Raw genomic sequence first — 21,466 nt, 5'->3', positions numbered from 1 at the left:
AATTTATATGAAAATCTCTTTGATGATTTAATTTTTGAGAGAACATGGTAAATTAGAAGATTTAAAATTAAAAAAATAAATGTTGGGGTTTTGAATCCCGACATTTATTTTTTTGGGTTGTATAATGAAAAGCATTTGCTATGAGAGTGGTTTTATTTGAAGAATCTGAATATAAAAGACAAGTCCCTGTACCTCTGTCTGTTTTGTCTGTACTCATTTTAGTTCTAAATAATTTCTCTTCACATATATTTTATTAAACCTGAATTGTTTGTAGAAAATTCAAGAAACTGTTCTTCTAAAAATAATTTGAGCTAAAGTATTATGGGGGAGGTATGTATTGATATGGCTAAAGCTAAAATTTTAAATAATAAGGAAAAAATGCCTAGACTTACTTATTTCAGAAGTATTTTCAAAGCACTAGTATATACATTAATTATAATGTTAATTAGTGCAGCAATAATTACATTTACTTCTGTGCCAGAGTCTATAATTCCATTTATGACTTTTGTTATTATGGTATTGAGCATCGCATTTAGTGGATTATTATCTGCAAGAGTATTTCAAAAGAATGGATTCATGCATGGATTAGTTACTGGCTCTATATACATTTTATTTATTGTATTTTTAAGTTGGATTTTTATAGATGATTTTACGATTGATAAATATCTTGTACTAAAAGCAGTTATTGGAATAGTTTCGGGAGGAGTAGGCGGAATTATAGGTGTGAATATAAAATAATACTTTTCATAAGTAACATCTATATGCTATAATTTAGTAGTACTGATAAAATAGGAGGTAGGAATAAAAAATGAAGCATATAAGAACATTAAGTGCTGGAACACTAAAAAAATCTGCAGAAAAGGGTGGATGCGGAGAGTGTCAAACGTCCTGTCAATCTGCTTGCAAGACTTCATGTACGGTTGCAAACCAAGAATGTGAGAATAGATAATACATAAAAAGGCAGCGTATAGGCTGCTTTTTCTATGTGAAAAAATAGTATGATAATTAAACAATTATAGATACTTTTATACTTGCTTAATAAATGTAAATTTAATACAATAGAAAATAGAAGCTTTTGATATTTATATTATGGAAAAGAAGGGGAAAAATATGATTCATAAATTCAAAATAGATGATGTAAGAATAGTTTTAGATGTGAACAGCGGAGCTGTACATTCTGTAGATGAGTTAGTATACGATATCTTAGAACATTATCCTTCAAAGAATGAAGGGGAAACTATTAAATTACTAGAAGGTAAATATAAAAAAGATGAAATTAAAGATGCCATACAGGAGATAAAATATCTTATCGATAATGAGATGTTGTTTAGTAAAGATACCTATATAAACAATCATGATTTTATCAATAGAAAGCCAGTTATAAAGGCTTTATGCCTACATATTGCCCATGATTGTAATATAAGATGTGAGTATTGTTTTGCTTCACAAGGAGATTTCAGGGGCGATAGAAGCCTAATGTCTGAAGATATAGGAAAGAAAGCTTTAGATTTCCTTATTGAAAATTCAGGGAATAGAAGGAACTTAGAAGTAGATTTCTTTGGTGGAGAGCCGTTGTTAAATTTTGATGTAGTTAAGTCTTTAGTTGAATATGGCAGAAAAAGAGAGAAGGAAACAAATAAGAGGTTTCGATTTACTATAACCACTAATGCAGTATTACTAAATGATGAAATAATCGATTATATAAATGAAAATATGGATAATATAGTTTTAAGTATAGATGGAAGAAAAGAAATAAATGATAAAATGAGATATGCAGTAAATGGTGAAGGAACATATGATATAATAATTCCTAAGATCAAAAAAATGGTTGAAGTTAGAAAAGATAAAAGTTATTTTGTTAGGGGAACGTTTACAAAACACAATCTGGATTTTGCAAAGGATGTATTGCATTTAGCTGATTTGGGCTTTAAAAACACTTCTATAGAGCCAGTCGTTGCAAAGCCTGGGGAAAGTTATGCACTTCAGGAGGAAGATTTACCTGAAATATTTAAGCATTATGAGGAATTGGCTAGGGAAATCATACGTAGAGAAAAATCAGGTAAGGGTTTTAACTTTTTCCACTTTATGATTGATTTAGAGCAAGGTCCATGTGTTATAAAAAGATTAACTGGATGTGGTGCTGGCTCGGAATATTTAGCTATAACCCCACAGGGGGATATATATCCTTGTCATCAATTTGTAGGAGACGAAAAGTTTAAAATAGGTAACGTATTAACTGGCATTGAAAATAAAGAATTAGGACTTAGCTTTAAGAATGCACATGTCTATAATAAAGAGAAATGTAAGGAATGTTGGGCAAAGTTTTATTGTAGTGGTGGATGCCATGCAAATGCCTATAATTTTAATAACGATATAAACATTCCCTATGAACTAGGCTGTGAGATGGAAAAAAAGAGGATAGAATGTTCTCTCTATATAAAGGAAAAGCTAAATATGGAATAGAATTATAAATACGGAGGTAATAAATTATGATCTTGAAATATCTAGCTTATGAACCAAAAATTGATGAAAGCTGTTACGTATCAGAGACAGCTCAGATTATAGGACGAGTAACTCTGAAAGAAAATGCTAATGTTTGGTTTGGAAGTGTTTTAAGGGGGGATGTAAACTATATTGAAGTAGGAGTTAACACAAATATTCAGGATAATTGTGTTATCCATATAAATGAGGATGAACCTACAGTCATAGGGGATAATTGTACCATAGGACATGGAGTAATTATTCATGCTTGTACTGTTGGCAATAATGTTTTAGTAGGAATGGGTGCTATTATCTTAGATAAAGCAATTATCGAGGATGATGTGATCATAGGAGCTGGAGCTTTAGTTCCACCAGGTAAAAGGATTCCTAAAGGATCATTAGTAATAGGTTCACCATGTAAAATAGTAAGGGAATTAACTGAAGAAGAAATAAGAAGTATAAAAGAATCAGCAGTTCATTATGTTGAGCGTTCTAAGGATTATAAAGGTAAATAAAATAATCTTTATATTGCCAGCTAAAGGTTTAAAGAAATTAGTATAAAAAATAAGAGATATGATTAAATACGAATGATACATTATAATGAAAAGAGTTAGGAGGAAAAGGGGTATGAAATTAAAAAGCTTTTTAATTTTTCTACTTGTTCTAGTTATAGTAGGAACAGGTATATATACTGCTTTTATGGGACTAAAAATTGGTGATTTTTCTATTGAATCTGTTAAAGATTCTATGAAACTGGGTTTAGATATTAAAGGCGGTGCTTTTGTAGTACTAGAGGCAGATACAGATGCAACGGGTAAGGAACTTAAAGATATTATGGAACAAACCAAGGAAGTAATAACAAGGCGTATAGATGCCATGGGGCTTACTGAACCCAATATAGTACTTGAAGGTGAGAAGAGAATAAGAATAGAACTGCCAGGTGTTAAGGATGCTCAAGATGCTATAGACTCCATAGGAAAGACTGCTCAGCTAAAATTTGTTAAATCTAATGGTGAATTAGTTATTACGGGTAATGAGGTAAAAAATGCAAAATTAGGATTTAGTCCTGAAACTGGGGAGCCTGTTGTTAGTTTAGAATTAAATAGTCAAGGAACTAAGGCGTTTCAAGTTGCTACAAAAGAATTGGCAATATTACCTGATTATATTGCAGACCCCAATAACCCTGAGAAAAAGATAAACAATATAGATAAAATAATCCATATTGTATTAGATAACGAAATAATATCTAGTCCAAAGGTGAATGATGAGATTCCTAATGGTAAAGCCATTATATCAGGGAATTTTACTCCTGAATCGGCATCAAGACTTGCTGCTCTTATTAGAGGAGGATCTTTACCTGTTGATTTAATAGAGAAACAAACCTCTGCAATTGGCCCTACATTAGGTATAGATTCCCTTAAGACGAGCTTAGATGCTGCTAAGATAGGGATATTACTTGTATTGCTTTTTATGCTTTTATACTATAGAGTACCTGGATTAGTTGCAGATATCGCTCTAGCTATATATATTCTAATAGTTGTATTTGCACTGGTAGGATTAGATGCAACATTAACTTTGCCTGGAGTAGCAGGGTTGATTTTAGGTATAGGTATGGCGGTTGATGCAAATGTTATTATCTTTGAAAGATTAAAGGAAGAATTAAGAAATGGAAAAACTATACGTTCCTCTATAGATTCAGGTTTTTCGAAGGCCCTTAGAACTATTTTAGATGCTAATATTACTACCTTCATAGCCGCAATAGTGTTGTATTATTTTGGACTTGGACCGATAAAGGGATTTGCAGTTACCCTTATGATTGGTATACTAGCAAGTATGTTTACTGCAGTATTTGTTACTAAGTTCTTATTAAAACTGATAGTAAAAATGGATATATTTAAAAACATAAAACTATTTGGGGCATAGAATAACTTTTATACAAGTTATTGATAGAAGGGAGAATAAAAATGAAAATTGCACAGAATTATAAGATATGGTTTAGTATATCATCAGTAGTTATGATTTTAGGATTAGTTATGGCAATTGTTTCTGGCATTAACTTTGGTATAGATTTTACTGGTGGGACTTTGATGCAATTTAATATTGGTCAAGATTTTACTGTAGATGAAATTAAGGAAATAACAGATAAATTTGAATTGAAAGCAGATATATTACATGCTGGTGTAGATAAAAAGGAAGTAATTATTAAAACTAAGAAGGATTTACCCAATCAAAAGAGGATAGAAATATTTAATGCTTTTAAACAAAAATATAATTTAGAAGATAGTGATTTTAGACAAGCTCAACAATTTGGACCAGCAATGGGAGATGAAATAAGAAACAAGGCATTGATTTCTATACTATTAGCATCTGTAGGAATGCTTCTATATATTACCTATAGATTTCAGTTTAGGTTTGGAGCAGCAGCCATTGTAGCTCTTGTACACGATACACTAATAGTATTATCATTATATGCTATATTGAAGATTCCAGTAAATAGTCCATTTATCGCAGCCATCCTAACAATAGTAGGATACTCAATAAATGATACAATTGTTGTTTTCGATAGATTGAGAGAGAATCTAAAGTATAGGAAAAGGGAAACATATTTTGAGATTGCCGATACCAGTATTAAGCAAACATTAACTAGATCAATAAATACATCAGTAACTACACTTCTAGTAATCGGCTCATTGTATATATTTGGTGTTGAATCAATAAAGGAATTTGCATTGCCTCTTCTTGCGGGTGTACTTACAGGAACCTATTCCTCTATATTTATAGCCAGTCCTGTTTGGGCATTATCAAAAAGTATGGCGAAAAGGTAGATATTTTCCAAATATATTTAAAAGATATTTGCAATTATAAACTCCATGAGAAAATTAACTCATGGAGTTTTTTTAAATTAATGTATTAATTAAAGGATTTATTTATAAAAATTATTCAAAATAGCACTTAGACTATGTAACAAATTCATTATAAATGCATATATAATTATTGAAAAAACTAATATTAAAGCATTATATTTAGAGTTTTAAGTTGTGATTATTAATATTTTTCATGAAATTAATAACAAAAAAATAAAAGGTAATTAAGTATTCAAAGATACTTTAATTTGATGTAACGATATCTAACCATATTCATAATATATAGTGCAGAAAAATAAATTAAGGATAAAAGGAGGAAAATAGATGAGTGATTTATATAAACTTGGTCAGTCTAAGCAAGGAGATTTAAAAAAAGTTGGTGAAGAAATCAGATTAGATGTAAAGCTATCTAAAGACCCATTTTTAAACACAGGCTCTATTATGGGAACAATCACTGACCCTGATGGTAACGCAGTTTCGGGAGCTTTAATTAAAATACTAGATAATGATAACAATCCGCTATATCATACTCTAACCGATGATACAGGATTTTATAATATATCTGATATAACGCCTGCATCTGAGCTTAGATTTAGTGCAGTTAAGACAGGATATCTTCTTAATGAAACTACTTCTTTTTCAATAGTTGCTGGGCAGACTATAACTATGGATGAGGTAATACATCCAGATCCTAATGCAGAATTATCTACTATTACAGCCCACATATATGATGAATTAGGAAATCCACTAGAAGGAGTGACAGCCTCTATATCGAAGATTGTAGAAGGCAGCGAAGTGCCTTATGCTATAACAACTACTAATGAATATGGACAATGTGTTTTTACGAAGGTAGAATTAGGAACTTACATTGGAAGAGGAACCAAACAAGGATATCAGACTACTGAGATAGAAATTCAGGTAACCCAGCCAGGTTCAATGATAAATCTTACTGGAACCATGGAAATATCTCCTACTACTTCTCAAGGCACTATCAATGGTATCATTAAAGATGAAGAAGGGAATCCTGTAGTAGGTGCAGTGGTTATACTGTATGAAGTTACTGGTGATACTGAGAATCCGACATTGACACCAATAAGGTATACCAGAACAATATCAGGTGGAGCATATCTGTTTGGAGAAGTTCCACAGGGTAAATATATTGTAAAAGCAAATAAAGAACAATAGTGTGAGGTGATATTATGGCTGAATATAAAGATCTTTATAAATTGGGGCAATCTAAAACAGGTTCTATAGTAGATTTAGGGCAGGAAATTCGTATAGATTTAGAACTTGAAGATAATATAATTAGCGAATCTGGTACAGTTTTTGGTAAAGTTTTAGATGCGGAAGGAAATGGGATACCAGGTGTAACTATAAAAATAACGGACACAGATTATAATCCTAAATATCATACTATTACTGATGATTCTGGGCAATATTCTATATCTGAAATAAAGGCGAACGAACAATATCTAGTATTTGCATCTAAAGAACATTATCAGTTGAAACAAGGTACTGCATTTACAATGTTGGCATCTCAGCAAATAGAAAGAGATTTTGTATTGACGACTGATCCAGGTTCAGCAAATAGCTTGGTTGCTGGCGAAGTATTGAATGTAAATGGAGAAGTACTTGAAGGTGCTACTGTAAGATTATATGATAACTCTGAAAGTGAGCCTGTACTAATAAAAACAACCCATACAAACCAATATGGTCAATATGCCTTTTTCGATGTTTCACAAAGTATATATAAGATAACTAGTTCATTATTAGGCTATACAAGCACCAGCACTACTTTCATTATAGATGGACCAAGTCAGGTTAGAAATATAATACTAAGCATGCCTGTAGATCCTGTAGGCAAGAGAGGAACTATTAATGGTATTATAAAAGACAAAGAAGGGCTACCAATTGCAAATGCTTATGTTGTTCTCTTTGAAGTGACTGAAGATGAAGAAGGAAAAGAAAAATTAATACCAATCAGGACTACATGGACAAATTCACAAGGTTTATATTTATTTGAGCAAGTACCTGAAGGTAATTATAGGATTAAAGCTAATAAGACAGTAGAAGAGTAAGTTATTTATTGATGGGTATATAATAAAATTTATATACCCATTCTATACAAAAAATATGCGAGGTTATTTGCATGGATAAATATATATTGGGGCAATCAAGAATTGGTAGAATTACAGATGAGCATTGTAAAATAGTGCTAAATGTAGAGCTTGAAAAGAATGTTTACTATAATAATGCACTTATATATGGTAATATAATGAATGAAGATAGAAAACCAATAGAAGATGCAGTTATATGTTTTTTGAATGAAAATAATGAAGAAATAGGTTCAATATATAGCTCTAAAGAAGGTTTTTATGCTTATTTTGGAATTAAAATGAATACTAGAGTGAGGATAGTAGTAAAAAAAAGAGGTTACAAAACTAAAACAAGTAATTTTATAAAAATATGCTCAAGAATGATTAATATTAATGTTTATTTAAAGGAGCTAAGTATGTTTAGGTATGCCTTGATTTCAGGGCATTTAGTAGACGATGACAGTAATCCTTTAGAAGGGATTACTATATATTTATTAAGAAGGTTTTGTAACAATAAAATGAAAGTATATAAGGTTACTAATACAAATAATTATGGGCAATTTGTTTTTATAGATTTAAAAAAAGGTATATATGAAATATTTATAAATGACCCTAAATTTGAAATTTATAATGGATTTATTGAAATTGGACAAACACATAAAATTTTTGATATAAACATAAAGCTAAAAAGAAATATTAAAACTAAAATAATTGGGCAGGTTAAAGATGAAGATAATAAACCGATTCCAAATGCTGTAGTAATATTGTATAGAGTTACTAATGATAATAAATATATTCCAGTTACATATAGCGTATGTGATAAAGAAGGAAGATATTGTTTTACAGATATTCTTTTTGACAATTATATAGTAAGAGCTATACCTTAAATTAAAAAGGAAATTGATTGCTATTAGAAAGTGTGATTATAAAATTTAGATTATTTATATAGATTTCCAATAGTAAAACTTAATTTATACATATCAAAATATCCAAAGTTTTTAAGGAGTTTTGATGTGTATAAATTAACTATTTTACTGGAATATCTATATAGAAATTTAAGTAAAGACTTTAATTTATACATGTCCAAAATGCCCAGAAACATTGCATATTTGTACATGTATAAATTAAGTTTTACTATGTAAATTCTATAGATAAACAACATTAACAATTAAAATAAATTTCAAAGAAAATAATGAACGTTTCTAAATTTTTCTTTGAAATTTATTAAACCTTGAAGTTATTTACCTATATTAAATTTTATTACTATAAAGTTGTAGGCTTATAAGTTATAACATTATTGAAGGAAAACATTTTTTTTTGTTGAATATTAATTATTATTCGATAAATTAGAGTTTTGAGGAGAGTGATTTTATGCAGATTTTATTTGTATTTTCATTGGTATTTGCTATCCTTGTTTCACTATTTGCAGTTATGAATTCAGATCCAGTTACCATAAAATTATTATGGAAACAATACCGATTTTCCCAGGCAATAGTTATTTTAGGGTCAGCAGCTATTGGTGCAATAATTGTTGCACTACTAGGTATATTTAGTAAAGTTAAATCAAGCTTAAAGATTCGAGAATTAAATAATAAAATAAGAAAGCTTGAAAGGGAAATACAAGAGCCAAAATCTTTCGAAAATTCATACGAAGACATAAGGCAAGGAAGCAATGTTAATAATAATTTAGACAATATTGATAACGATACAATAAAAGAACAAATGAATATAAATTTTAAGAATAATGAAATAAATAAATAAGTTTTGTTTTTATTTTTTTTATTAATTAGGGTATGTTAGTGTTATCAGTTACATATATATAAAATCAGTTGAATAACAGCATAATTTATCATATAATTAATAAGACGTAATTGATTTGCAGTAGATGGTATGCTACTTTATGATAAAGGAGGTTTTAAAAGTGAATTTAAAGGATAAAATTAGAGTAATAGAAGATTTTCCTAAAGCAGGAATAAGCTTTAAGGATATTACTACTTTGCTTCAAGATGGTGAGGTTTATAAAAAAGCTATAGATTTATGTATAGAAGAGGTAAAGGATAAAGAATTTGATATTATTGTGGGACCAGAGGCAAGGGGTTTTTTGATTGGGGCTCCAATGTCATATGCTACAAAAAAAGGTTTTATTCCAGTGAGAAAACCTGGGAAATTACCATATGAGACAGTAAAATATGAATATGAATTAGAATATGGTACAGACGCATTAGAGATTCATAAAGATGCCATTAAGCCTGGACAGAAGGTACTGATAGTGGATGATTTATTGGCCACGGGAGGAACGACATTATCTACCATTAATTTAGTAAAGCAGTTAGGCGGGGAAATAGCTTCAGTATTATTTTTAATAGAATTGTCTTTCTTAAATGGAAGAGATACTTTAAAGGATTATGATGTTAAGTCTGTAGTAAAGTATTAGTGAATGGTTTTCCATTCACTATTTTTATATATTTCAAAAAAAAAGACAATCCATAAGACCTATGAAAAAAGTTTTTTTTATTATATAATATATTATAATTTCCCATATAATATTATTTTTTGACATATTGATTTAGTAAATTGCATAATTCTGACTTGACTAAGTTCTATAAAGATAATTATGCAATTTGTTCAATTAATAACTTTATACAAAGAAACAGAAATAAAGTCAAATTTTTTATTGTTTGAGATTAGGATTTCTTAATTGATTGTATAGTCCTTCAAGAGGCTGAAGAAGGTGATGATATTATGATGTTAGAAAATTTCATAGAAAAAATAAAACAGTATAATCCATATTACGATTTATCTAGAATAATTAAGGCTTTTAATTTTGCTGAAAATGCCCATGAAGGTCAATATAGGAAGTCAGGTGAGAAGTTTTTTACTCATCCAGCCAATGTTGCACTTATTTTAGCAGAGTTAGAACTAGATGAAAGTACTATTATTGCTGGGCTATTACATGATGTTATTGAAGATACAAAATATACCTATCATGATATAGAGATAGAATTTGGAGAAGAGATAGCCTTATTAGTTGATGGGGTTACTAAACTTAAAAAGTTCACATATGAAACAAAGGAAGAAAGGCAGGCTGAAAACCTTAGAAAAATGTTCCTTGCTATGGCAAAGGACATTAGGGTAATACTTATAAAGCTTGTTGATCGGCTGCATAATATGAGAACACTCAACTATATGAATGAGGCCAAAAAGAAAGAGAAGGCCGTAGAGACTCTTGAAATTTATGTTCCAATTGCTAATAGGCTAGGGATTTCTAAAATAAAATGGGAGTTAGAAGACCTTTGTCTAAGATATACTGATCCTGAAGGATATTATGACTTAGTTGAAAAAGTAGCGAAGAAAAGAAAAGAGAGAGAAGAATATATTAATGCAGTTATTAATGAACTGAAAAAAGATCTTGATAACCATAATATGGAATACGAGATATATGGTAGACCAAAGCATTTTTATAGTATATATAAGAAAATGGTATATCAAAATAAAAGCTTTGAGGAAATTTTTGATTTAACTGCCATACGGGTATTGGTAGATAATGTAAAGGACTGCTATGCCATATTAGGCATAGTTCACACAAAATGGAAACCTATACCAGGAAGATTTAAGGACTATATAGCCATGCCTAAGGCAAATATGTATCAATCTTTGCATACTACCGTTATAGGCCCTAAGGGAGAACCATTTGAAATCCAAATAAGAACCTTAGAAATGCACAGGATTGCTGAATATGGTATTGCAGCTCATTGGAAATATAAAGAGGGTAAGACAGAGGAAGAAGAGATAGATAAAAAGTTAACATGGCTTAGGCAGTTATTGGAGTGGCAAAGAGAGCTTAAAGATCCTAAAGAATTCATGGAATCTTTAAAGATTGACCTGTTTACCAATCAAGTTTTTGTATTTACTCCAAAGGGTGATGTAATAGATTTACCAGTGGGGTCAACACCAGTTGATTTTGCATATAAAATTCACTCGGCAGTTGGAAACAGATGCATTGGAGCAAAAGTGTTTGGTCGTATTGTTCCCCTAGATTACAAATTAAAAACTGGAAATATTGTTGAAATATTGACTTCCAATAATAGTAATGGACCTAGTAGAGACTGGTTAAAATTTGTTAAAAGTACACAGGCTAAAAATAAAATAAAACAATGGTTTAAGAAAGAGAGAAGAGAAGAAAATACTCAAAGGGGTAAAGAATTATTAGAAAAAGAAGCTAAAAGACAAGGGTTTGTGGTAAAGGAATTGCTTAAAAATGAGTGGCTAACCATAGTAATGAAGAAATTACGTTTTCATAGTATAGATGATCTCTATGCTGCTATTGGATATGGTGGTATTGCTTTAAATCAGGTTATTCCGAAGCTTAAAGAATTATATAAAGAAGAGCATAAAGAAAATAAACCTGTTATAGAAGCAGATAATGCTCAAACTAATGTTTCTAAAAGAAAGACTAAAAACAAAATAAAGCAGGGAGTTAAGGTTAAGGGAATAGACAATATTTTGGTTAGGTTTGCTAAATGCTGTAGCCCTGTGCCAGGAGATGATATTATTGGTTATATTACTAGGGGTAGAGGTGTTACTATACATCGTAAGGACTGTCCTAACATACAAAATGACCCAAGTGCCTATGATAGATTGATTGACGTAGAATGGCATGTTGATAAGAAGATTTCATATTCAACGGAAATTCAAATTGTAGCACGTGATCGAAAGGGATTGCTTGCTGAAATGACTAATACAATTACAGAATTAAAATTTCACGTAACTGCAATTAATGCCAGAACTACTAAGGAAAAATTAGCTATTATTAATCTAACCATTGAAATTTCTGATATTGAACAGCTTTCCAAGCTTATGAATAAATTTAGAGCTTTTAAAGATGTAATTGATGTTAAAAGAGTCACATCTTAAATTAGGAGGTTAAGAAATGAGAGCAGTAGTGCAAAGAGTTAGTAATGCCAATGTAACAGTTAATGATAATAAAGTTGGAGATATTACAAAGGGATTAATGGTTTTATTGGGAGTAGAAGATGGAGATACTATAGAAGATGTAAAATATATGGTTGAAAAAATTGTTAATCTTCGTATTTTTGAAGATGAAAATGAAAAGCTGAATCTTTCAGTTTTGGATATAAATGGAGAGATTTTGGTTGTTTCCCAATTTACATTATTAGGTGATTGTAGAAAAGGAAGAAGACCTAATTTTATGAAGGCTGCTAAACCAGATATCGCAAACAAGCTGTATGAAGATTTTGTTTGTGAAACTAGGAAAACAGGAATCAAGGTAGAGACAGGAGTATTTAGAGAACATATGGTTATTAACTTATCCAATGATGGACCTGTAACTATATTAATAGATAGTAATAAAAATTTTTAGGGAGTTGATACAATGTATTTGGAGAGAATACCTGCTGGAATATATGCTGCAAATTGCTATTTAATGGCTTGTGAAAAGACCAGTAAGGCAGCAGTTATTGATCCAGGTGGAGATGCCGACTATATTTTAAAAAAAATAAATAAAAATGTTCTTGAGGTTGAATATATTATATTAACCCATGGACATGGAGATCATATTGGTGGAGTACAAGAAATAAAAGAAAAGACGGGAGCAAAGGTTTTAATTCATAGGGATGATGATTATTTATTAAAGAGTGCTGAGAAAAATTTATCTAAGATTATGAGCGGTCCTGATGTGGCATTTAAGGCAGATCAATTATTGAAGGATGGAGATATCATAAAGCTAGGGGAGCTTGAACTAAAGATTATTCATACTCCTGGTCATACTCCTGGAGGAATATGTATAAAGGTAGAGGATATTTTAATTACTGGTGATACATTATTTGCTAATTCAATTGGACGAACAGATTTCGAAGGAGGCTCCTTTGAGAAAATTATAAGGTCTATTAAGAATAAACTATTAATTTATGATGATTCTACAAAGGTGTTACCTGGACATGGACCTGAATCAACGATTGGTAAGGAAAGGGTTTCTAATCCATTCCTAAGATAATATAAAACAAATGTATACCTCCTAATGTATGTGGACAAAATATTCTTAAATCTTACTTAGGAGGATTATATATGAATAAAAGAAATAATAATTATTCTAAGTACAAATATAAAAATAATTTTTTTGATATTGATATTGATGATATGATGGAGTTTATAGAAGCTGGATATAAGCTTGACGAAATAGCAAAAGAGTTGAGTGTATCTAAAGAACAAATAAACACTCTTAGAGATGAAATAAATAAAAATTATTAAACCTAGATAATTCATAGAACAACTAAAAGGTTCTATGAATTTATCTAGGTTAGAGGTGAAATTATGATAAATGTAACATTAAAGGGACATGATTATAGATATGAAATTGGAGAGCTAATAAAAGCCTTTGGGATTTTTGACAATATTAGATTTATTCAAGAAAATATTAACTATGATAATGATTATTTACTAATTAATGAAGTAATTGGTGGAGAGGAAAAGGATTTTATTTATACTAGGATCATAAAAGACAATGAAGTAGTCAGCATTGATGAAAAAATCTATATAAAGAATAGTTGTATAAATGATATTCAAGAAAGAAAAGAATTAAAAAGAAGAATTAAAGTCAGTATATTCGATGCTTTGTCCAAAATATGCAATATAAATCTTCCTTGGGGAATTTTAACGGGGATTAGGCCTACAAAGATAGTCCATGAATTGCTAGATGAAAATTTTAGCGTTAATGAGATAAATAAAGTCTTAAAGAATGAGTATAGGATATCTGATGAAAAAATTAAACTTGTAACAGATGTTGCCCTATGTGAAAGGAAATACATATATCCTATTAATGAAGATTTAGTTAGCCTATATATTAGTATTCCATTTTGTCCAACAAGATGTGTATATTGCTCATTTCCATCTAATCCAATTAAAGAAGGAAATAAAATTGTAGAGGATTACCTTGATGCATTATATAAGGAGATAGAAAAAACTAGTGGACTATTGAAGGAAACTAATAAGAAGTTAGAAAGCGTATATATTGGTGGGGGAACGCCTACTACCTTATCATCACTCCAGCTTGATAATCTAATAAACCATCTTCTTAAAGCATTTGATGTGTCAAGGCTGAAGGAATTTACAGTTGAGGCAGGCAGACCAGATACTATAGATATTGAAAAACTAAGAACCCTTAAGAAAAATGGTGTTGATAGAATCAGTATAAATCCTCAAACAATGAATGTCCAGACCCTTAAACTTATAGGTAGAAAGCATACTCCGGAGGAGATAGAAAACGCCTTTTACTTGGCAAAGGAAGTAGGTTTTAAAGTAATTAATATGGATATAATCATTGGACTTCCAAACGAGGGCATAGAAGAATTAAAAAACACTTTGGAAATAATTAAAAAACTTAGCCCTGAAAACCTTACGGTTCATACACTAGCTATTAAGAAGAGTTCTAAGTTAAAGGAAGCTGTAGATGAATTTGAAATGACCAAGGAAGCTTTAGCTAAGGAAATGTTAAACTTATCAAGAAATTATGCTCATGAAATTGGACTTTACCCATATTATATGTATAGACAAAAATATATGGTTGGTAATTTAGAAAATGTAGGATATTGTAAAGCTGGATGTGAATGTTTATATAATATGCAAATAATGGAGGAAAAGCAATCTATCATAGCTCTTGGAGCTGGTGCTGTATCAAAAATTACTTTCCCCAGAGAAAATCGTCTTGAGAGAATTCCAAATGTAAAAAATGTTCAAGAATATATAAAAAGAGTAGATGAGATGGTTGAAAGAAAAAGGAAACAGATTAATTGAGTATAATCCTAAGTATTAAGATTAAATTATTACGCAATTGTCCTTGACACAATGTATTTATGTGATTTATAATATATGAAAACTTTAAATTGGATTGCTATGAAGAGGAAGAGTAACTATAATGACGATTGCAGTGAGTTAGGGATAGTGAAAACCTAATATCTTGAGTTTAGTGAAGACACCTCTGAGCTTGCTATCGGATTTTAAAGATAGTACGTATACAGGCGTTAACTGTTTAAGTGGGTTTAACCAATTAGGGTGGCACCGCGGGAAATTTACTCTCGTCCCTATGACTATTAGTCATAGGTAGGAGAGTTTTTTAGTTTTAAAGACCTGAAAGTTTGGCTATAAAATTTAAAACTTGTAGATTAGACCATGGAACCTGCAACTATAAATTAAGGAGGTAATAAAATGCTTACAAAGGCTCCGAGAGGAACTAAGGATGTTTTGCCATCAGATGTGTACAAATGGGATTATGTAGAAAAAATGTTTAGTGAAGTTTGTGAAAAATTTGGATATAAGGCTATAAGGACTCCTGTGTTTGAGCATACTGAATTGTTTAAAAGAGGGGTAGGAGAGACAACAGATATAGTTCAAAAGGAGATGTATACCTTTACTGATAATGGTGGAAGGGATATTACATTAAAGCCAGAAGGTACAGCTCCCGTTGTAAGGGCTTTTATAGAAAATAAATTGTATGCAGATAGTCAGCCTACTAAGCTCTTTTATATAACACCTTGTTTTAGATATGAAAGACCCCAAGCAGGGAGACTACGAGCATTTCATCAATTTGGTGTGGAAGTTTTTGGTGCAGAAAAGCCTTCTATAGATGCAGAGGTAATAGGAATAGCGATGATATTTTTCCAAAAGCTTGGGCTAAATAATTTAGAATTAATGATAAATAGTATAGGATGCCCTAAGTGCAGAAATAAATATAATGAAGTATTGAGAGGATATTTAAATGGGAAATTAGATAATTTATGTAAGACTTGTGCAGATAGGTATGAGAGAAATCCAATGAGAATAATTGATTGTAAAAAGGAAGAGTGTCAGCAGGAACTAAAGGATGTACCATTGATTCTTGACTATATATGTGAGGATTGCAGAGAACATTTTGAAAAGCTTCAAAAATACCTTACCTTAATGGGGCTAAAATTTGAAATTAATCCCAAAATAGTAAGGGGACTAGACTATTATAATAAGACTGCCTTTGAAATAATATCAAAGGAAATAGGTTCTCAAAGCACCGTATGTGGTGGAGGAAGATATGATGGATTAGTAGAAGAAATAGGAGGACCATCCACCTCAGGAGTAGGCTTTGGATTAGGCATTGAAAGGTTGCTTCTTACTTTAGAAAACAATAATATACAGATTCCTAAGCCTAAAGGACTTGATGTGTTTATTGTAACAATGGGGGATAGAGCAAATGAAGAAGCAGTAAAGATAGCATATGAATTAAGAAACAATATGGTTTCAGTAGACATTGATCACCTAGGCAGAAGCACAAAGGCTCAATTTAAATATTCAAATAAAGTAGGTAGTCAATATACAATCGTGATTGGAGATAATGAACTAGATAACAATGTAGTATCTTTAAAAAATATGGATACTGGTGAGCAAGAAGAGGTTAGCTTACATAATATAATAGATGAAATAATTAGAAGAGTTAAACAGGAGGTATAGATATGGCGGAGTTATTACGTGGAATGAAGAGAACCCATATGTGTGGAGTTTTAGGAATAGAGGATATAGGTAAAGAAGTAGTTTTGATGGGATGGATTCAAAGAAGAAGAAACTTAGGTGGATTGATATTCGTTGATTTAAGAGATAGAGAAGGATTAGTTCAGATAGTTTTTGATAAGGATGTATCTCAGGAAGCCTTTGATAAATCTGAAAGCATAAGAGGAGAGTTTGTTATAGCTGTAAGAGGTGAAGTTCGAAAAAGAGAATCAATGAACCCAGATTTGAAAACGGGACAAATTGAAGTTTTTGCAAAGGAGCTTAAGATATTATCTGAATCAGAAATTCCACCTATTCATATAAATGATGAGGATGATGCTGGTGAGAGATTGAGATTGAAATATAGATATTTAGATTTAAGAAAGCCTAAAATGCAAAAAATCCTCAAAACTAGGAGTAAGATTGCTTCTACCATTAGATCTTTCCTTGATGAAAATGGATTTTTGGATCTAGAAACGCCTGTACTTACAAAGCCTACCCCTGAAGGTGCTAGAGACTATTTAGTTCCATCAAGGGTAAACCCTGGGAAATTTTATGCATTACCTCAGTCGCCTCAAATATTCAAACAGCTTCTTATGGTATCGGGCTTTGATAAGTACTATCAGATTGTTAAATGCTTTAGAGACGAGGATTTAAGGGCTGATAGACAGCCAGAGTTTACGCAGGTAGATATAGAAATGTCCTTTGTTGATGAAGAAGATGTTCTTGCAATAAATGAAGGATTAATTAAAAAATTATTTAAGGAAATTAAAGGAATAGAAATAGAAACACCTTTTATGAGAATGACCTATAAAGAAGCTATGGAAAGATATGGTTCAGATAAACCAGATCTTCGATTTGGATATGAACTTAAGAATTTAAATGAAATTGTAAGGAACTGTGGCTTTGGTGTTTTTGCAAATACAGTTAAAGATGGTAAGGATGTGAAAGCCATAAATATTAATGGCGGGGCAGAAAGCTTCAGTAAAAAGGGTATGAAGAACCTTGAAAAGCTTGCTAAGACCTATGGAGCAAAGGGGCTTGCATGGATGAAGTTGACAAATGATGGTATAGATTCACCAATAGCAAAATTCTTTAGTGAGGAAGATACTAAAGCTATTATTGATAAAATGCAAGCTAAAGAAGGGGACTTGATTTTATTCGTTGCAGATAAAACGTCAATTGTCAATACAACTCTAGGAGCATTAAGAGTTGAAATTGCTAAAAAGCTTGATATAATAGATGAAGAAGAATATAAGATTTTATGGGTTACAGAGTTTCCATTATTTGAGTATGATGAAGAGGACGATAGATACTATGCCAAACATCATCCATTTACATCTCCCGTTGATGACGATATCGAAATACTTGAATCTGACCCAGCTAAAGCAAGGGCTAAAGCCTACGATCTTGTTATAAACGGTTCTGAAGTTGGTGGAGGTAGTATTAGAATACATGATTCAAGCTTGCAACAAAGAATGTTTAAAGCCCTTGGATTTACAGAAGAAGAAGCGCATGAAAAATTTGGTTTCTTAATAGATGCCTTTAAATATGGTACTCCTCCCCATGGAGGAATTGCCTATGGACTTGATAGACTTACCATGATTCTAACAGGTACTGAAAATATTAGAGATGTAATAGCATTTCCAAAAACTCAAGATGCAAGATGTCTTCTAACAGAAGCTCCATCTATTGCAGATGAAACCCAATTAGAGGAGTTACAGATTAAAGTGATTAAAGAGTAAATATTTCCCCATATTTATAGAAAAATGTGATAACCTATAAATATGGGGATTCCCATAATCAATAGGAAAAAAAGACTTAAAAGAATGATTCCGAAACTTAGAACTTGTAAATTGCAGCTTGGACTGACACAGAAGAGAGATATATAAGAAATGGGGTGATATAGTGAACTCATATTCCGATCAGAAGCAATCGTTGCTTAGAAGGTTAAAGAAAATTGAAGGACAAGTAAAGGGTATTCAAAAAATGATAGAAGATGATAGATATTGTAATGATATCTTAATTCAAATAGCAGCGGTAAGATCAGCAGTAAATAAAGTAGGGGGATTAATTTTAGAGAATCATTTAAAGGGCTGCATAAAGACTTCTCTAGCTAATAACCCTGAGGAAGAAGTAATAGACGAGCTTATCAATACAATGATTAAATTTATAAAATAGATAAACAGGAGGAAAAGATGAAAAGAGAAGGAAAAGTAATTGCAGTAAATGAAAAAAATGCAACTGTGAAATTGATGAGACATTCAGCATGTGGCGATTGCGGAGCATGTCAGATGGGAAAAGAAAACATGAATATAGAAATAGAAGCGTTAAATACTGTTGGGGCTGATATAGGCGACAAGGTAATGGTTGATATGACAACCCAGGATGTACTCACTGCTGCCTTTATAGCTTATGGAATACCACTTATAATGCTTATTATTGGAATAGTTGGTGGGAAATTCATATTAGAACTTCTAGGAATGAAAGAAAACATCGAATTATTTGCGTTTGTCTTAGGATTAGTCCTTATGACGATTACTTTTTTCAATATTAAGAAAAGGGATAAGAAGTTCAAAGAAAGTAAAAAATATTTATCTGAAATAACTGAGATTATTGATTAAAGGAAAAGACGTTGAATGTTGTAGGTTAAAGGTTGAAGGTTACTAGGATTAGCTTCTAGGGCTTAACAAGACTTAATAAATTTGAGTGTTGTAAGTTCAATCTATAGGGGATTTTTGTTTTTAAAGTCCTAAGAGAATGAGGTAAAAACATTCAACATATAAAATACAACATATAACAATAAATCTACATGTGCAGATTTATTACTGCATATTTTTACATTGGGGTGATTTTATTGAGTAGGAAGAAAATATATGAATATATAGTGCAAAATATTTTGCCCCATATTGAAGAAGGTATTCATGTAATAGATGAAAATGGCAAAACAATCATATATAATTCACCTATGGCTGATATCGAAGGATTAGAAGCAGATCAGGTACTAGGAAGACATCTTCTAGAGGTTTTTCCAAGCCTAAATCAAGAAACCAGCACATTATTAAAAGTTTTAAATTCAGGGAAAACATTGGAACAATGTAAGCAAAGCTATTTAAACCTAAAAGGAAAAAAGATATCTACCATTAATACTACTATTCCAATTATTGAAGATAAGAAAATTATAGGTGCAATTGAAATCGCTAAAAATATTACTAAGGTAAGCCATCTATCTGAACAAATCATAGAGCTTCAACAAAGGCTTATTGAGCCTAATGGAGAGAAAAATAAGGTTGAAAATCATTATACCTTTGATAGCATTATTGGAAAGGATAAAGATTTTATTAAGGCCATAGCCTTTGCTAAAAGAGCATCTAAAACTTCTTCCAGCGTTCTGATATACGGTGAAACAGGAACTGGAAAAGAGCTTTTTGCTCAAAGTATCCATTATGAGAGTTCGAGGGCAAATAAACCCTTTATTGCACAAAATTGTGCTGCTTTACCTGAAACATTACTAGAAGGAATATTGTTTGGAACTAGTAAAGGTAGCTTCACAGGAGCAATTGATAGGCCAGGTTTGTTTGAACAAGCAAATGGAGGAACTTTGTTTTTAGATGAGATTAATTCTATGAGTTTATCTTTGCAAGCAAAGCTTTTAAGAGTTTTACAGGAAAGTTATGTCAGGAGAGTTGGTGGAACAAAGGATATACCTATAGATGTAAGAATAATTGCTGCTACTAATGTGGACCCAATAAAAGCAATTGAGCAGAATCATATTAGGAGGGACTTATACTATAGGATAAATGTAATAAATATTAGGATTCCACCCTTGAGAAATAGACAAGAAGACATACCAATACTTATAGACCATTTTATTAAGTATTACAATCAGAAGCTAAACAAGGACGTTTGGATGATATCCAAGGATTTACTTGATGCATTTTTAAATTATCTATGGCCAGGGAATGTCCGGGAGCTGCAAAATTTTATTGAGTCTTCTATGAATATGGTTTTAGAAGAACATGTAATAAAAAAGGAGCATATTCCCCCATATGTTGAAGAATTGATGATGCAGAATATTTCTCTAAATATTGAAAATGAACTTAAAAATGAATTGAAGGATGTTAATAATCTTAATGATTATTTAGAGGACATAGAAAAAAAGATAATTGGTAATTTTTTGAAGGCTAATAGATTTAATATTACTAGAACATCAAAGGAACTTGGGATATCTAGACAAAATTTGCAATATAAAATCAAGAAATATAAACTTGAATGTGAAGCAAAATAATTTGCGGCTTATGCAAAATATTTTGCTTCTTATTTTTTGCCAATAACTAAATAATATAATTTAATAAAAAAACTTTATAAATATTCAGAAAACACCTTAAATCTATTTATAATTATACAAAAACCATGATAAAAAATAAAATGTATAAATTAAAGCTTGGCATGATGATTGCGTTAAATAAATAGTGTTAATAATTATATATAGTACAA

Annotated in this window: 21 protein-coding genes and 1 other annotated feature; all 21 genes read left to right on the top strand. The window is 30.9% G+C overall.

Features of this window, described 5'->3' with window-relative positions:
• Positions 1-342: 342 nt before the first annotated feature.
• Entirely contained in the window at positions 343-738 is a 396-nt protein-coding gene (locus BUB36_RS00995) for a TIGR04086 family membrane protein (RefSeq protein WP_073146510.1), read from the top strand.
• Positions 739-808: 70 nt separating this feature from the next.
• Positions 809-949 carry a six-cysteine ranthipeptide SCIFF gene (scfA, locus tag BUB36_RS00990; RefSeq protein WP_073146509.1) on the top strand — a complete coding sequence of 47 codons (141 nt, stop codon included), beginning with the start codon at positions 809-811 and terminating at the stop codon, positions 947-949.
• A gap of 140 nt (positions 950-1,089) precedes the next feature.
• A complete protein-coding gene (scfB, locus tag BUB36_RS00985) occupies positions 1,090-2,463 on the top strand; it encodes a thioether cross-link-forming SCIFF peptide maturase (RefSeq protein WP_242655692.1) in 1,374 nt (457 codons plus the stop codon).
• A gap of 26 nt (positions 2,464-2,489) precedes the next feature.
• Entirely contained in the window at positions 2,490-2,996 is a 507-nt protein-coding gene (locus BUB36_RS00980; protein WP_073146507.1) for a gamma carbonic anhydrase family protein, read from the top strand.
• 112 nt (positions 2,997-3,108) lie between these two features.
• Positions 3,109-4,404, top strand: a complete 1,296-nt coding sequence (gene secD, locus BUB36_RS20080) for a protein translocase subunit SecD (RefSeq protein ID WP_073146506.1) — start codon at positions 3,109-3,111, stop codon at positions 4,402-4,404.
• A gap of 41 nt (positions 4,405-4,445) precedes the next feature.
• Positions 4,446-5,306 (top strand): protein translocase subunit SecF, encoded by an 861-nt coding sequence (gene secF, locus BUB36_RS20075; protein ID WP_073146505.1) that lies wholly within the window; start codon positions 4,446-4,448, stop codon positions 5,304-5,306.
• Between the two features lie 363 nt (positions 5,307-5,669).
• Positions 5,670-6,530: a carboxypeptidase-like regulatory domain-containing protein gene (locus BUB36_RS00965; protein ID WP_073146504.1), complete on the top strand. Its 861-nt coding sequence runs from the start codon at positions 5,670-5,672 to the stop codon at positions 6,528-6,530.
• Between the two features lie 14 nt (positions 6,531-6,544).
• On the top strand, positions 6,545-7,423 hold the full coding sequence (locus tag BUB36_RS00960) for an MSCRAMM family protein (RefSeq protein ID WP_073146503.1): 879 nt from the start codon (positions 6,545-6,547) through the stop codon (positions 7,421-7,423).
• Between the two features lie 71 nt (positions 7,424-7,494).
• On the top strand, positions 7,495-8,328 hold the full coding sequence (locus BUB36_RS00955; RefSeq protein WP_073146502.1) for an MSCRAMM family protein: 834 nt from the start codon (positions 7,495-7,497) through the stop codon (positions 8,326-8,328).
• Between the two features lie 484 nt (positions 8,329-8,812).
• Complete coding sequence (locus BUB36_RS00950) at positions 8,813-9,202, top strand: LapA family protein (RefSeq protein WP_073146501.1); 390 nt, start codon at positions 8,813-8,815, stop codon at positions 9,200-9,202.
• Positions 9,203-9,362: 160 nt separating this feature from the next.
• The gene (locus BUB36_RS00945) at positions 9,363-9,875 is read left to right on the top strand and encodes an adenine phosphoribosyltransferase (protein WP_073146500.1); all 513 of its coding nucleotides are present in this window, start codon (positions 9,363-9,365) and stop codon (positions 9,873-9,875) included.
• 311 nt (positions 9,876-10,186) lie between these two features.
• Positions 10,187-12,355, top strand: a complete 2,169-nt coding sequence (locus BUB36_RS00940; protein WP_073146526.1) for a RelA/SpoT family protein — start codon at positions 10,187-10,189, stop codon at positions 12,353-12,355.
• Positions 12,356-12,371: 16 nt separating this feature from the next.
• Entirely contained in the window at positions 12,372-12,821 is a 450-nt protein-coding gene (gene dtd, locus BUB36_RS00935) for a D-aminoacyl-tRNA deacylase (protein WP_073146499.1), read from the top strand.
• Between the two features lie 12 nt (positions 12,822-12,833).
• Positions 12,834-13,454 (top strand): MBL fold metallo-hydrolase, encoded by a 621-nt coding sequence (locus tag BUB36_RS00930; protein ID WP_073146498.1) that lies wholly within the window; start codon positions 12,834-12,836, stop codon positions 13,452-13,454.
• Between the two features lie 71 nt (positions 13,455-13,525).
• Positions 13,526-13,708 carry a hypothetical protein gene (locus BUB36_RS00925; RefSeq protein WP_073146497.1) on the top strand — a complete coding sequence of 61 codons (183 nt, stop codon included), beginning with the start codon at positions 13,526-13,528 and terminating at the stop codon, positions 13,706-13,708.
• Positions 13,709-13,771: 63 nt separating this feature from the next.
• Positions 13,772-15,250 carry a coproporphyrinogen dehydrogenase HemZ gene (hemZ, locus tag BUB36_RS00920; RefSeq protein ID WP_073146496.1) on the top strand — a complete coding sequence of 493 codons (1,479 nt, stop codon included), beginning with the start codon at positions 13,772-13,774 and terminating at the stop codon, positions 15,248-15,250.
• A gap of 90 nt (positions 15,251-15,340) precedes the next feature.
• Positions 15,341-15,542: a binding site (T-box leader), on the top strand.
• 119 nt (positions 15,543-15,661) lie between these two features.
• On the top strand, positions 15,662-16,933 hold the full coding sequence (hisS, locus tag BUB36_RS00915; RefSeq protein ID WP_073146495.1) for a histidine--tRNA ligase: 1,272 nt from the start codon (positions 15,662-15,664) through the stop codon (positions 16,931-16,933).
• 2 nt (positions 16,934-16,935) lie between these two features.
• Positions 16,936-18,714 carry an aspartate--tRNA ligase gene (gene aspS / locus BUB36_RS00910; RefSeq protein WP_073146494.1) on the top strand — a complete coding sequence of 593 codons (1,779 nt, stop codon included), beginning with the start codon at positions 16,936-16,938 and terminating at the stop codon, positions 18,712-18,714.
• 163 nt (positions 18,715-18,877) lie between these two features.
• Complete coding sequence (locus BUB36_RS00905; protein WP_106406455.1) at positions 18,878-19,150, top strand: metal-sensitive transcriptional regulator; 273 nt, start codon at positions 18,878-18,880, stop codon at positions 19,148-19,150.
• Positions 19,151-19,167: 17 nt separating this feature from the next.
• The gene (locus BUB36_RS00900) at positions 19,168-19,593 is read left to right on the top strand and encodes a SoxR reducing system RseC family protein (protein ID WP_073146492.1); all 426 of its coding nucleotides are present in this window, start codon (positions 19,168-19,170) and stop codon (positions 19,591-19,593) included.
• 224 nt (positions 19,594-19,817) lie between these two features.
• Positions 19,818-21,257 carry a sigma-54 interaction domain-containing protein gene (locus BUB36_RS00895; RefSeq protein ID WP_334292986.1) on the top strand — a complete coding sequence of 480 codons (1,440 nt, stop codon included), beginning with the start codon at positions 19,818-19,820 and terminating at the stop codon, positions 21,255-21,257.
• The last annotated feature ends 209 nt before the right edge of the window (positions 21,258-21,466 follow it).

It is taken from the genome of Paramaledivibacter caminithermalis DSM 15212, assembly GCF_900142245.1.
GTDB classification, from domain to species: domain Bacteria; phylum Bacillota; class Clostridia; order Peptostreptococcales; family Caminicellaceae; genus Paramaledivibacter; species Paramaledivibacter caminithermalis.
Note: the sequence above shows the minus strand (reverse complement) of the source record. Positions and strands in the feature narration are given on the sequence as shown.